General features: G+C 44.2%; 13 protein-coding genes and 2 tRNA genes. 5 read left to right on the top strand and 10 right to left on the bottom strand.

Annotated elements, in window-relative coordinates; all coding sequences use genetic code 11:
• Positions 1–38: 38 nt before the first annotated feature.
• The 5 genes from K1X66_02865 to K1X66_02845 form a co-directional block, all read right to left on the bottom strand.
• The gene (locus tag K1X66_02865; GenBank protein MBX7157314.1) at positions 39–1,121 is read right to left on the bottom strand and encodes an ABC transporter ATP-binding protein; all 1,083 of its coding nucleotides are present in this window, start codon (positions 1,119–1,121) and stop codon (positions 39–41) included.
• Positions 1,122–1,199: 78 nt separating this feature from the next.
• Positions 1,200–2,678, bottom strand: a complete 1,479-nt coding sequence (locus tag K1X66_02860) for an aldehyde dehydrogenase family protein (GenBank protein ID MBX7157313.1) — start codon at positions 2,676–2,678, stop codon at positions 1,200–1,202.
• A gap of 20 nt (positions 2,679–2,698) precedes the next feature.
• Positions 2,699–4,129, bottom strand: a complete 1,431-nt coding sequence (locus tag K1X66_02855; GenBank protein MBX7157312.1) for an aldehyde dehydrogenase family protein — start codon at positions 4,127–4,129, stop codon at positions 2,699–2,701.
• Between the two features lie 19 nt (positions 4,130–4,148).
• A complete protein-coding gene (locus K1X66_02850; GenBank protein MBX7157311.1) occupies positions 4,149–5,375 on the bottom strand; it encodes a saccharopine dehydrogenase NADP-binding domain-containing protein in 1,227 nt (408 codons plus the stop codon).
• A 215-nt stretch (positions 5,376–5,590) separates the two neighbouring features.
• Complete coding sequence (locus K1X66_02845) at positions 5,591–6,142, bottom strand: hypothetical protein (GenBank protein MBX7157310.1); 552 nt, start codon at positions 6,140–6,142, stop codon at positions 5,591–5,593.
• Positions 6,143–6,269: 127 nt separating this feature from the next.
• Between K1X66_02845 and K1X66_02840 the strand changes: the two genes are divergently transcribed.
• Positions 6,270–8,105: a phosphoenolpyruvate carboxykinase (GTP) gene (locus K1X66_02840; GenBank protein ID MBX7157309.1), complete on the top strand. Its 1,836-nt coding sequence runs from the start codon at positions 6,270–6,272 to the stop codon at positions 8,103–8,105.
• 141 nt (positions 8,106–8,246) lie between these two features.
• Positions 8,247–8,525: an SWIB/MDM2 domain-containing protein gene (locus K1X66_02835; GenBank protein MBX7157308.1), complete on the top strand. Its 279-nt coding sequence runs from the start codon at positions 8,247–8,249 to the stop codon at positions 8,523–8,525.
• 217 nt (positions 8,526–8,742) lie between these two features.
• On the opposite strand, the gene rpsI is transcribed toward K1X66_02835, so the two are convergent.
• Entirely contained in the window at positions 8,743–9,132 is a 390-nt protein-coding gene (rpsI, locus tag K1X66_02830; GenBank protein MBX7157307.1) for a 30S ribosomal protein S9, read from the bottom strand.
• A 21-nt stretch (positions 9,133–9,153) separates the two neighbouring features.
• Positions 9,154–9,585, bottom strand: a complete 432-nt coding sequence (gene rplM, locus K1X66_02825; GenBank protein ID MBX7157306.1) for a 50S ribosomal protein L13 — start codon at positions 9,583–9,585, stop codon at positions 9,154–9,156.
• A 100-nt stretch (positions 9,586–9,685) separates the two neighbouring features.
• On the opposite strand from rplM, the gene ilvB reads away from it, so the two are divergent.
• The 3 genes from ilvB to K1X66_02810 all read left to right on the top strand — a co-directional run bounded on the left by ilvB (position 9,686) and on the right by K1X66_02810 (position 12,172).
• Positions 9,686–11,494: a biosynthetic-type acetolactate synthase large subunit gene (ilvB, locus tag K1X66_02820; GenBank protein MBX7157305.1), complete on the top strand. Its 1,809-nt coding sequence runs from the start codon at positions 9,686–9,688 to the stop codon at positions 11,492–11,494.
• An 85-nt stretch (positions 11,495–11,579) separates the two neighbouring features.
• A tRNA-Cys gene (locus K1X66_02815) sits at positions 11,580–11,651 on the top strand.
• 290 nt (positions 11,652–11,941) lie between these two features.
• Positions 11,942–12,172, top strand: coding sequence for a hypothetical protein (locus K1X66_02810; GenBank protein ID MBX7157304.1), 231 nt, complete (start codon positions 11,942–11,944; stop codon positions 12,170–12,172).
• 30 nt (positions 12,173–12,202) lie between these two features.
• Here K1X66_02810 and K1X66_02805 read toward each other — a convergent pair whose 3' ends face one another.
• From K1X66_02805 to K1X66_02795, 3 genes are all read right to left on the bottom strand, one after another.
• Positions 12,203–12,886, bottom strand: coding sequence for a septal ring lytic transglycosylase RlpA family protein (locus tag K1X66_02805; GenBank protein MBX7157303.1), 684 nt, complete (start codon positions 12,884–12,886; stop codon positions 12,203–12,205).
• Positions 12,883–14,004: an AI-2E family transporter gene (locus tag K1X66_02800; protein ID MBX7157302.1), complete on the bottom strand. Its 1,122-nt coding sequence runs from the start codon at positions 14,002–14,004 to the stop codon at positions 12,883–12,885. Before K1X66_02800 ends, K1X66_02805 begins: the two co-directional genes overlap by 4 nt.
• A 79-nt stretch (positions 14,005–14,083) precedes the next feature.
• A tRNA-Pro gene (locus K1X66_02795) sits at positions 14,084–14,157 on the bottom strand.
• Between the last annotated feature and the right edge of the window lies 1 nt (position 14,158).

Genomic DNA, 14,158 nt, shown 5'->3' with positions numbered 1-14,158 from the left:
AAAGTGAGCTTAATGCGAAATTAAGAATAAACAAACGTTTAATCGTCTTGCACCACAACAATATCATTGGGATGAAATTGACAAAAAAGCTTTTCGCCTTTGTGAAACGATTCATCCAACATGCTTTCATTGGCAACCACTGCAGTTAGTTCTAAACCAGAATTAGTCACCAACTGCATTTGATCAATGGCTCCTTTGAAAATTTCTTCCTGAATTTGAACCTCCATGATATTTTCACCCTGGGGCTTATTTTTTTGAAGATGAATTTTTTCAGGACGAATGGAAACTAGCGCTTCTTCCACATTCGAAGCGAGATTTGCCATATTTACCGTGAGCACCGTTCCTTCGTCCAATTTAACGCGACCTTGAGCGCCCTCACGATCTAAAACTCGCGCTTTCAAAATGTTGGCTTGCCCAATGAAATTCGCCACAAAATTAGTTTTGGGATAATGATAAATTTCTGTCGCATCGCCTAACTGCTCAATTTTGCCTTTATGAATAATCGCAATGCGATCCGACATCGTAAGCGCTTCTTCTTGATCGTGTGTTACAAAAACAAAAGTAATGCCCAATTTTTTTTGCAAACGTTTTAATTCAATTTGCATGGAATGACGCAATTTCGCATCCAAAGCTGACAAAGGTTCATCCAACAACAAAACCTTAGGTCGACAGACAATCGCTCGCGCTAAAGCTACACGTTGACGTTGACCACCGGAAAGTTGACTCGGTTTTCTCTCTTCAAAACCCGTCAAAGCCACAATCTCAACCGCAGAGTTTACCCGCTCAGTTATTTCCGATTTAGGCACTTTTTGCATCTTCAAACCAAACTCAATGTTCTCACGAACGGTTAAATGCGGAAAAAGCGCATAACTTTGAAAAACTTGATTCACATTACGTTTATGCGGGGGCACAAACGTTACATCTTCACCAGCCAAAAGCACGCGACCTTCAGTAGGCGTGTCAAAACCCGAAATCATTCGCAACAATGTCGTTTTACCGCAGCCCGAAGGGCCTAAAAACGTCATGAATTCACCCGGTTTAATTTGAAGCGTAACATCGCTAATCGCGGTGAAAGAACCAAATCGCTTCACGATTCCTAAAAGTTCTACCATGTATTCCATAGGGGAGCAGAGGCTTTATCGCGCTTTCAAAGAAAGACTGCAAGAGTTTTTTAATATTATTAACATTAAGAATATTTTTTAAAGTTGACTAAACCAATTTACCCGTTGCGGTGCGAGATTAATATTAATCTGCTTCGTCTCCAAATAAGCGTCTAATCCATAAGTTCCCAACTCGCGCCCCATGCCTGACTGTTTATAACCGCCCCAAGGTGCTTCATTAAAAGTAGGATGATAAGTGTTGAGCCAAGTAATGCCCGCTCGCAATTTTCTTAAAATGCGCAGACCTTTCGCTTCATCTTTAGTAAAGACGCCTCCCGCCAATCCATAAATCGTGTCATTCGCCATACGCACCGCTTCTGCTTCACCCGAAAAAAGCTGCACCACCAAAACAGGACCAAAAATTTCTTCTTTAACAACTCGCATGTTAGGATCGGTTTTAACAAATAAAGTAGGCGCTACGAAATTACCTTTAGCCAAGTTGCCTTGGGTCAAACGATTTCCGCCACAAAGCAATTCTGCGCCCTCTTTCTTTCCAACCTCGATATAATTCAAAACTTTTTCCATATGCGGTTGGGTAATCAATGGCCCCATTTCTGTTTCCGGCTCCATGCCATCGCCCACTTTTACTTTTTGAAAAGCAGAAGCTAACCGTGGCAAAAATTTGTCCGCCATCGATTTTTCCAAAAGCAATCGTGAACCTGCGCTGCAAACTTCACCCTGGTTCGCCAAAATCCCAAACATCGCAAATTCCAAAGCTACCTCGGGATCCGTGTCAGCAAAAATAATATTGGGACTTTTTCCGCCCAATTCGAGCGTCACTTTTTTCAAATTACCCACAGCAGCCTGCATGATTTTACGTCCGGTTACGGTTCCGCCGGTAAAGGCTACTTTATCAACCTGATGACTCTCCGCTAAAGGCATTCCCACAGCGGGTCCCGCCCCCAACACCAATTGCGCACTACCAGGTGGAAATCCTAATTCATCTATCAATTCAAATAATCGAATAGCAGAAAGAGGTGTCGTTTCTGCCGGTTTTAAAATGCAACAATTGCCCGCAGCCAAACCCGGGGCCAATTTCCAAGCCGCCATTAAAAGTGGATAATTCCAAGGAATAATTTGCGCACACACCCCGATCGGTTCGCGAACTACCATCGAGGTAATATTGGGATCCGGCACTTCATAGGTTTGTCCCAATGATTTGGTAATGAGCCCAGCATAATAGCGAAAACAGTTTACCGTGTCTGCCACATCAAATTTGGCTTCGCGCAACGGCTTACCCATATTGCGCGTGTCCAGTTCTGCAAACTCATCGGCATGCGCCTCAATTTTATCTGCTAACTTAAATAAAAGCGCCGCTCGTTCTATTGCTAATTTTTGTGGCCAGGGTCCTTCATCAAAAGCTTTCCGCGCTGCCAAAACTGCGCGCTCCGCATCTTTCGCTGAGCCTTCTGCCACTGTCGCAACAACCTCATTAGTCGCAGGATTCAAAATATCACGCGTGCCCCCTTCAGCAGCCACCACCCATTTCCCATCAATATACATTTTTCCTAAGCTCATGACTGTTCCTTTCCGCTTTCTTATTTCAAATTAAAAATCAAAGCTTTCATTTCTGTCATTTCTTCCATCGCATAACGCAATCCTTCGCGACCAAATCCACTGTCTTTAACTCCGCCGTAAGGCATATTTTCCACGCGAAACGTAGGCACTTGATTAATCAAAACGCCGCCCACTTCCAGTTCGGCAAAAGCTTGCATTGCACGCTTGATATCATTGGTGAAAACACCTGCTTGCAAACCGTAACGAGAATCATTCACGATCTGCAACGCCTCATCATACGTTCCATACGATTGCAAAGTCACCACTGGCGCAAAAACTTCCTGCGCACAAACCTTCATACTCGCTTTGACCCCATCCAAAACGGTCGCTTCAAAACAGTTGCCATTCACTTTTCCGCCCACGAGCACCTTAGCGCCTTCTTTCACCGCTTCTTGCACCCAATTATCAATGCGTTTTAAAGAGCCTTCATCAATCATCGGCCCAACCGTCACATCGCGTTGTCTCGGATCACCGGTTTTGATTTTGTTTTTCACCTGATTGACAAATTTTTCTTTAAAACTTTCGAAAATCGATTCCTGCACCAAAATGCGTTGCACACTAATGCAAGATTGCCCCGCATAAGAAAATCCGCCCGTGGCAATTAAGGGAATCGCCGACTCCCAATTCGCATCGTCATGAACAATCACTCCCGCATTACCGCCTAGTTCCAAAGTAATTTTTTTTCGACCGCAACCCGCTTTCAACCGCCACCCCACTTCAGGACTGCCCGTGAAAGAAATTTTTTTAATTCGCTCGTCTGAAATTAATTTACCAGCTAATTCATTGGAACAAGGCATAATATTGACCTGCCCAGGCGTCATACCCGCTTTTAATAACACTTCACCCAACAATAAAGAACACAAAGGCGTTTTGGCTGCCGGCTTAAGCAGCATCGTATTACCCGTAGCCAAACAGGGCGCCACTTTATGAGCGACTAAATTCAAAGGAAAGTTAAACGGAGTAATGCCCGCAATCACGCCAATGGGAAAACGTTTGATTAACCCAAAATGGTCTTTCCCAGGAGGCAAAGCATCGATATCCAAAAGATGCCCCTCTTGATGACGCGCCTCTTCCGCTGCAATAGTAAACGTCATCACCGCACGCGATGCTTCCACTTCGGCAAAGGTAACCGGTTTGCCAGCTTCCACAATCAACGCTTCGATGAAATCATTACGTCGTTTTTCCAACTCCGCTGCAATCGAACGTAACAAATCGGAACGTTCCGCTGCAGATTGTTTGCGAACTATGTCAAACGTCTCATGCGCTTTTTGAATGCCGTGCTCCAATAACTCCTCTGTTGCGGTAGGAATTTTTGTAATTTCTTCACCAGAATACGGATTTCGAAGAGAATAAGAATTGGGAGAAGAAACCCACTCCTTCCCTATTAACAAACCTTTTACTGCGATAGCCATAAATTTTTAAAAAATAAAATTAAAGCCTTTCCACTTCACGTTTTTCAATAAAAATAGGTAACCCTTCTTTGGAAAAATCTTCCATGAACACATCCGGTTTCAAAGCTTCCGGCATCAAAACCCCTTTTTCTTTAATTTGGCCCGTCACCAAATATTTCGCTGTCATCGCTGGCGGAATGCCTGTCTGCACCACGGTCAAAGAATACCCATATTTTTCGTAAGTTTTTCGATGATCGTCCATCGTATAAATAAAATATTCCACATTTTTTTTATCTTTCATTCCCCGAACTTCCGTGCCCACACATGAGTAACCTTCCACCGTCGGTCCTAATTGGGCAGGTTTGGGCAGATTCGCCGTCGCCACCCGAATGGGCGCCACTTCTACGCCATCCACTTTTACCTTTTTCCAAGTATCCACATCTAAAAGAGATAAAGCTTTCGATAAATTCACCACCTTATCCGATAAGGTATATTTAAAAACCGAATACTTCACACCCTTAGCAACAAAAGGAGGATAAATTCCTAAACTCACACCTTCTTCGTGCGCCACTGCATAGGTTTTCATCATCCCAATCGGTTCCGGAAACCGAATCCATTCCACTTCAGTCTCCAAAGGCTTGCCGGATGTTACGCGTCCTTCTTTTACATAATAAGGAATCGCTGCCAACTCCTCAAATAACGTCTCCGGCGAAAACAACACAGCAAAACGATAACCTTTCACTTCCGCATTATCCGCGTCCAACACACGAATACTGCTCGCCGTGTCCAGGCGATCGACCGCCCAACGCGCAAACACATTCACCGCACCCGGATCCATTCCCATACACAACACACCTGTAATGCCCTTTTCCACAAAACGATCATTAAACTTTTCAATTTCCGCTTCGTAAGAATTTTTACCAGGCCGCTTTACCCCGGGCGGAGAATAAATATCCGCTGCCATATCCGTATAATGCGAGCCCGCTTGAGCACAGGCTTCCAACACCGAATGATTCGTCGTGCAAAGAGAGGCATTACATGTCACATCAATCTTATTGTCCTTCATGAACTGCGCCAACTTCGCTGTGTCCATGGCATTGAGTTGTGTCACATGAAAACGACTTTTTTTAGTTTTCTCATGCAAAGCCAATGCAAAAATCGTATCGACATCTGCTAAATAAATTCGCTCAAAACAATCATAACTGTGCAACTTTTTACTAATTACTGAACCAACTCCGCCCATCCCAATCACTAACGCATTCGCCATAAAACACTCCTGTAACTCTTGAAATTTATTTTTGAAAAAGGGAGCGACTTGACCAGCTTGACTGCCAAGAGAAATCACCGTCCCTCGCTTTAGATATACCCAAAATGAAAGACAGCGACAAGTTTAAAGCAGCCTGAAAAGATATAAACTATTTGAAATCAAAGCATTATTTTTAATTACTAATTCTGAATACTGAAAAAACTGAATACTAATTACTAGTAAGCAAAAACGCCCAACCCCACCAAAATCAGACCCAAAATAAGCCGAATCCAAGCTCCAACACGAAAACGGATTGAAGACTCACAAACCCAAAACAATAAATCGCGTAAACGATAAGGCAAAGCGACAAAAATCATACCTGCTATCACCCACACATAAGCCAAAATCGTAATCACGTAACGACTCGACTTTTCCAACGGGAAAGCTGCACTTAACAAAACCTCAGCGCCTAACAATAATAATACCCCTAATGCTCGTGCTGTTAAAAAATCGGGCAAAAAAATAATCGTAGCAAAACCCAACAACATCACCGCTAAAATCATCCAATGCCGAATACCACTGTATTCCCCCAAATCCACAAATGAAATCAACCAAGCTGTCCAAGCCATAGCAATCACCATTAGCACTACACCCCAAAAATAATTTCTCGGAAAATGCTTAGCGCCCAATCGTATTTTTTCTGAAAATAGAAGGCCCAAGAGCCCGCCACCACCGATTAAAATTCCTAAAACAATCGCTACGACTTTTAATGAAATATGATAAGTCATCGCCTCTTTCTTTAAGGGACAGATTTCAACAGCGCAAGCCCTGAAAATTTGTCGATAGTTAGTCCCCAAACATTAAATGGCGTGAGCTTGCACTCTCATCAAAAGCTGTTAAGAAAAACCTAACAATATGAAATTTTCTCCTCCTACAAAAAATCAAAAACTAATTGCCTGGGTCAAAGAAATGGCAGAACTTTACCAACCCGATGACATCCATTGGTGCGACGGTTCTCAAGCAGAATACGATGCACTCTGCGAAAAAATGCTCCAGACCGGCACCTTCCAACGACTTAATCCAGAAAAGCGTCCCAATAGTTTTTTGGCTTTATCCGACCCTTCCGATGTCGCTCGAGTCGAAGATCGCACCTTTATCTGCAGTTTACGTCGCGAAGATGCTGGCCCCACTAATAATTGGATGCCACCTCGCGAAATGAAAGCGATTCTTAACAACTTGTTTCGAGGTTGCATGAAAGGACGCATCCTTTACGTCGTTCCCTTTAGCATGGGCCCACTAGGATCACACATTTCTCACATCGGCGTTGAAATCACCGACTCGCCCTACGTCGTCTGCCACATGCGCATCATGACGCGAATGGGTAAAAAAGTGCTCGATTTGCTAGGAGAAGAAGGCGACTTCGTGCCCTGCCTCCATTCCGTCGGCATGCCTTTAAAACCCGGCCAAAAAGATATCCCTTGGCCTTGTAACAAAGAACATAAATATATTGTCCATTTTCCCGAAGAACGATCCATTTGGTCTTACGGAAGCGGCTATGGTGGCAACGCACTTCTTGGCAAAAAATGCTTTGCTTTAAGAATCGCCTCTTGCATGGCCCAAGAAGAAGGTTGGATGGCCGAACATATGCTCATCCTGGGTGTCGAATCGCCCAATGGCGAAAAAACTTATGTGGCAGCAGCCTTCCCTAGCGCTTGCGGCAAAACCAATTTTGCCATGCTCATCCCACCACAAACAGCCTTTCATGGTTGGAAAATTTGGACCGCAGGTGATGATATCGCCTGGATCAAGCCTGGACCAGACGGCCGTCTCTATGCGATCAATCCGGAAGCCGGCTACTTCGGAGTAGCCCCTGGCACCTCCCAAAAATCCAATCCCAACGCCATCAAAACCATCGAAAAAAACACGATCTTTACCAATGTCGCCTTAACTCCCGATAAAGATGTCTGGTGGGAAGGTTTAACCGATGTCCCCCCACCTCAACTCACTGACTGGCAAGGTCAACCCTGGACACCCGACTGTGGCCGCAAAGCAGCTCATCCTAATGCGCGCTTCACCGCCCCCGCCCAACAATGCCCTTCTATCGATCCGGACTGGGAAAATCCGATGGGCCTACCCATTAGCGCTTTCATTTTTGGTGGACGCCGATCCTCGCAGGTGCCGCTCGTTTTTCAAGCCTTTCAATGGCAACACGGCGTCTACCTCGCAGCCACCATGGGCTCCGAAACCACTGCTGCTGCTGCCGGTAAAATCGGCGAAATTCGGCGCGACCCCATGGCCATGCTCCCATTTTGCGGTTATCACATGGCCGACTATTTTCGTCATTGGCTCAATATCGGCGCACACTTACATAACCCGCCAAGAATTTTTCACGTCAACTGGTTTCGAAAAGATGAAAACGGCAACTTCCTATGGCCGGGCTTTGGCGACAACATGCGCGTCCTAAAATGGATCATCGACCGCGTTCACGGTCGCGTTCGCTCCATCGAAAGTCCGCTCGGTTGGGTGCCACGTTATCAAGACATCGAATGGAAAGGACTAGAAATGCCACCAGAAAAATTTTCCCAACTCATGTCCATCGACACCGAAATTTGGAAAAAAGAAACACTGCTTCACGAAGAATTTTTCTTCAAACTTTACGACCGTTTACCTCAAGAACTGCTCGCTGAAAGAGAAGCTTTGATTGGAAGACTCATGCGTGCGCCTCAACAATGGCAACCGCCACTTCCTTAAACACTCCATAAATTTTGGGAAACACATCAAAGAAAAAAACAAATATTTCTATTGCAAACTCGCCTTCTACCCTCTAATTCCTAGAGGCAGAAAAAGGAGATGACTCCCAAATTTTAAACCTTAAACAAAAAATAAAAAACTATGGCAACAACTAAAAAGAAATCTACTCGTAAACCTAATGCAGCTTTTATGAAACCAGTGCAACCCGACGCTGCTTTATCAGCTGTAGTAGGTGAAAAACCTCTTCCCCGAACTGAGCTTACCAAAAAACTGTGGGCTTATATTCGTAAACATGACCTGCAAGATAAAAAAGTGCGCACCCAAATCAATGCAGATGCCGCTTTAAAAACAGTTTTTGGCGGAAAAAATTCTGTTAGCATGTTTGAAATGACCAAACTCGTTAACAAACATTTAAAATAAGTTTAATCTGTTAAAAAATTTCAAGCCGTCCAGCACCTGCTGAGCGGCTTTTTTATTGCCTTAAATTCTTTAGAGCAGCTGCTCTGGTAGCAAAATATAGCAAACTCAAAAAAATTTTCGTAAAAAAAGAAAGAAAACCCTTATAAAACTTTAGGAAAAAGTTTTAGAGAATCTACAGGATGCCAACATGCAACCTATGCTATCGAGAATATCAAAATTATCGCTTAGAAAATTGAAAGCGCTTGCGAGCCCCAGGTTGACCCGGCTTTTTGCGTTCGCGCATGCGGGGATCCCGTTTTAAGTAACCCAGATCTTTTAACTTGGCACGATAATCGGGATTAACCTTGATTAAAGCGCGCGCTAGAGCGTGTCGAGCGGCAACGGCTTGGCCTGAAAGCCCTCCACCTGTTGCTTTAATCGCCACATCAAACGCTTTATGCGCTTCGACTGCTGTTAACGAAGCTAAAACCTGCTCTCGCATTGAGGAGGTGCAAAAATAATCTTCAAAATCTCGGCCGTTTACTTGGATTTCTCCTTTACCTTCACTTAAAGTCACGCTGGCTACAGCAGTTTTGCGTCGACCTGTTGCTTGAATTTTTTCACTCATAATTTTACTTCAATTAAATCACTAGCGAAGCGCCATTTTTACCGGTGACTGCGCTTCATGCGGATGTTCCGCACCGCGATAAACTTTTAATTTTTTAATAATTTGCCTACCCAAACGATTATGCGGAATCATGCCACTAACTGCTTTTTCAATCAATAGCTCAGGACGACGCTGACGTCGCGCGGCAAAAGTTTCTGATTTATGGCCTCCCACATAACCGGAAAAACTCATATATTCTTTTTGCGTTTCCTTTTTGCCTGTTACCCGCACTTTTTCGGCATTAATCACAATCACATAATCCCCTGTATCAATGTGAGAAGTAAAAGTCGCCTTATGTTTACCTCGCAGCACCACTGCTGCACGCTCTGCCACCTTGCCCAAAACCTGGTCAGTCGCATCAATAATATACCACTTAGGCGTTATTTCCGAAACTTTTGCACTATACGTTTTCATGTCAATAAGCTTGGCAACCTAGCATCCTTCTCAAAATCGTCAATGGGTTTTTAATGATGGCTTGTAACCTCCCTTCATTATCGCTAGGGTTCGTTTCGTTATGAAAAGTCGTTCAGCTAAAATTACGTCCAAAACCCGCATCGGCGAACCGACTAAAGGCGCAGACCTTTTAGTGCAATGCTTGGAACGCGAAGGTGTTGAGGCTCTCTTTGCTTATCCAGGGGGCGCCAGTATGGAAATGCACCAGTCATTAACGCGTTCGCGCAAAATTCGCACAGTGCTCCCACGCCATGAACAAGGCGGTGTTTTTGGCGCGGAAGGTTACGCACGCGCTACGGGTAAGGCAGGTGTTTGCTTGGCTACTTCGGGTCCGGGTGCAACGAATCTAGTCACAGGCATTGCCGATGCTTATCTTGATAGCATTCCCTTAGTCGCTATCACGGGACAAGTGCCCACTTTTATGATTGGCAAAGGCGCTTTTCAGGAAACTGACGTGTTTGGCGTAACAGTGCCTATCGTGAAACACAGTTATCTAGTAACGGATGTTAACGATATCCCGCGCACTGTGAAAGAAGCTTTTTATATTGCTCAATCCGGTCGTCCGGGCCCTGTGCTGATTGATATTCCTAAAAATATTCAACAAAGTAAAACGCAACCCGTTTTCCCTGATAAAATTAATCTGCGTGGCTATCAAACTCCTCAAGAACCTGACTTAACAGCTCTGAATGAGGTGATCGGTTTAATTAGCAAATCAGAACGCCCCACACTTTACGTTGGTGGTGGCATTATTTCTTCCAACGCTCACAAGGAACTCAAAGAGTTCGCTGAAAAAACGGGTATTCCCGTTGCTACCACGATTATGGGCATTAGCGCTTTCCCGGAAAAACATCCGCTTTCCATGAAATGGCTTGGTATGCATGGCACGGTGTATGCCAATAACGCTGTGAACGAAGCCGATCTTTTGTTGGCATTTGGCGTGCGATTTGATGATCGCGTGACGGGCAAAGTCGAAAAATTTGCCGAACATGGCACCATTGTCCATATCGACATCGACAATTCTGAAATCAACAAAAATAAAATCGTGCAACTACCCATCCAATGCGATATTCGCGATGCATTGCGATTATTAAATCGTTTATTGGATAAAAATCCTATCGATAAAAACCAATTTAAAAAATGGCGCGAAAAAATTGCGGAATGGCGACGCAATTATCCTTTCCATTTCAATGACACGCCTGACACGGTTCAACCGCAATATGCGATTCGTCGACTTTATGAAATGGCTAAAGGCGACGCTATCATTACCACAGGTGTAGGCCAGCACCAGATGTGGGCAGCCCAATATTACGATTACAACGAACCTCGCAGTTTTATCACCTCAGCCGGCTTGGGCGCTATGGGCTTTGGTTATCCTGCGGCTATCGGTGCTAAACTTGCACGACCTGACAAAGAAGTCGTCGACATCGATGGCGACGGCAGTTTTGTCATGAACATTCAAGAATTGGCCACCGCCCATATCGAACGCATCGCAGCGAAAGCTTTGATTTTAAACAATCAACATCTCGGCATGGTGGTGCAATGGGAAGATCGTTTTTATCAAAGCAATCGGGGCCACACTTTCTTGGGTGATCCACGCGATCCGAAACGAATCTACCCGGATTACGTGAAAATGTGCGAAAGTTTCGGTGTTCCTTGTGAACGAGTCACGCATAAAAAAGACCTGGATGGTGCATTGAAACGCATGCTCGAAAGTCGGGAACCTTACGTTCTTGATGTCATCGTACCTTACACCGAACATGTGTTGCCCATGATTCCATCGGGACACACTTATCGCGACATCATCACAGAAAAAGATGGTAGCGGCCCATTTCGCAAAGCGGAAAAATTAAAAGCGGGCAGTGGCTTGTAAAAATTTGAGATTTGAAATTTCAAATTTGAGATCTACAGTTTGAAATCTAATCCCGCCAAGGCGGGACAAATTTGAAATATTAAGCGGCGGGGTAGCCAAGTGGTAAGGCAGGGCTCTGCAAAAGCCTTATGCGTCGGTTCGATTCCGACCCTCGCCTTTTTCATTTTTTAAAGATAACGTTAGGTTTTTTTAAAAATTTATTTTATAGTAAAGAAATGATGGTAATAGCCAAATTATTGATTGCGATTGCTACTGCAATGTCGGTGTATGCGCTTTGTTAAAAATAACAAAGCATCTCGCTTCCACTATTATCGGGACCCACTTTGTCTATACAGCAGCTCCTTGTATGGAATTAATCGATTTTTAATTAAGCCCAGTCATTGGGTTGCTCCCTTTTTTAAAAACTATTTTAATGATCTCTTATTCATCCCCTGCGTTTTACCACTTGTGTTATGGATTCATGCGCGCTTTCATTTGCGACCGGAAAAGGCTTTTCCTACGTGGCAAGAAATTTTCTATCACACGCTGCTCTGGTCATTTTTGATGGAATGGCTTTTTCCCCTATTCTGGAAAAAAGGAACTGCCGACACTAAAGATATCTTCGCTTATTTAATCGGAGCTATGGGAAGTGGCCTTTACTGGACGTATCGTTCCCAATTTCGAAACCAAGAAAAATAAATAAAAATTTATTCTTTAAAACGCATTTGCTTAATCCGCAACGATCCAAGCCGAATAACCCTCTTGAGCCAATTGTTGCGCCGTAGGATCCGCCTCTTCACGACTCGCAAAATGTCCCACTCGGACCCGATAGACCCCTTGATCCTTTGCCTCTTCGATAAAAACAGACGAATAATTCAAAGCCAACCCTTCTCTGACATGTTCCGCATTTTCCTTTTCTCGAAAAGAACCCACCTGAATCGTAACAGGCAACGCCTGCCCCACCGGCTCCGCTCGCGGAATCGATTCGGCTTGCGCCACGGGCGCTGCCACCTGCACCGTTTTTTGATAACCTCCTGCACGACCTAAATTTTCAACATAAACCTCCGCTACCCCTTGCGATATCATATCCAAATCCTTGGCCGCCGCATAAGAAAGATCCAAATCTCGCCCTCGAACAAAAGGACCGCGATCATTCACCTTTACCGTTGTCACCCTTTGATTAGCCAAATTTCTTACCCGTAGCAAAGTTCCAAACGGTAAAGAACGATGCGCAGCCGTTTTATCATACATATTATAAACCTCGCCCGATGCCGTTTGTCGCCCATGAAATTGTTCGCCATACCAAGATGCATTCAAACGTCCTTCCGTCTTACCCCCTCCCATATGAGTATTCACACAAGCGGCAAGCGCTAAAAGACAAAAACTCATGATAAAACCGTTAAACCATTTCATGCTTTTACCTCCACTCGATCAGGATTTAAAATATAACGAACAAACAAAACACGCACCGTTGCCGTCAACGGAATCGCTAGTAAAGCGCCCAAAATACCTCCTAAAACCTGGCTCCAAAACAAAATCGCAATAATAACTGTCAACGGATGCAACCCCACACGATCTCCCATAATCTTGGGAGTAATAAAAAATCCTTCGATCATTTGCGTCACCACAAACACCACCACGACCAACCCTGGCAACAAAAACCCCTGCGACTGCAAATAAGCAATCGTCAAAGCCGGCGTAATGCTTAAAATAATTCCCAAATAAGGAATAATGCTCAACACACCACTGACAATTCCAATAAGCAAACCAAAATCTAACCCAATCAAAACAAGACCCACACTATTCAACAACCCAATACAAGCTGCCACCACAACCTGGCCTCGAAAAAAAACAATGAGATATTCATTAATTTTTTCCAAAACATGCGTGACCTCTTCCTTAAACCAAGTTCGGCGCAATGGCACATAACGCTTCCAATTCGCTTCAATTTTTGGCCTTTCCTGTAAAAAATAAAAAACAAAAAGCGGCACCATCGTCAAACCAATCGACATCGCAACCACTGTAGAAATTTGCTGCGCTCCTTTTAACAACCATTTCCCCATCGTAGAAACACTCTGCACACCATAAGTCGATCCCCATTTTTTAATTTGATCTGCCCACTGAGGATGCATTTGAAACTGTGCACCTATCTGCTGTCCCCAACCTGTTACCGTCTCCACCAACTTATCCCAATAAGTATCAAAATTTTCGATCAAACTATTAATCTCATTAATGATTAACGGCACCACCCATAATCCCAACCCAACCAGCACTAAAATAACTACCCCAAACAAAATCAAAACTGCCCACGGTCGTTTAATTTTCCATTTTCCCATCTGACAAACCACTGGCTCCATTAAATAAGCCACCACAGCCGCAATCGCTAGCGGGAGTAAAATCGATTTTAAAAAAAGCGCTGTCTTAACAAAAAGATAACCCAACCCATAAATCAACAAACCCAAAACCGCAATGCTGAGCCCACTCAGAGCGTAATACCACAATTTTTGTTGTTGGGGATTTGGCGAATTCAAAACAATACACTAAAGCTAAAACTATTTTCTTCGATTTCCAAGTCTTAAAAACAGCCCTATCAACCCCTAATAATTTAAATCGGGCCGCCGGGATTTGAACCCGGGACCTCTTCCACCCCAAGGAAGCGCGCTACCAAGCTACGCCACGGCCCGA

It is taken from the genome of Verrucomicrobiia bacterium (assembly GCA_019694135.1).
Lineage (GTDB): Bacteria > Verrucomicrobiota > Verrucomicrobiia > JADLBR01 > JAIBCM01 > JAIBCM01.
This window is presented reverse-complemented; position numbering and strand designations above follow the sequence as displayed.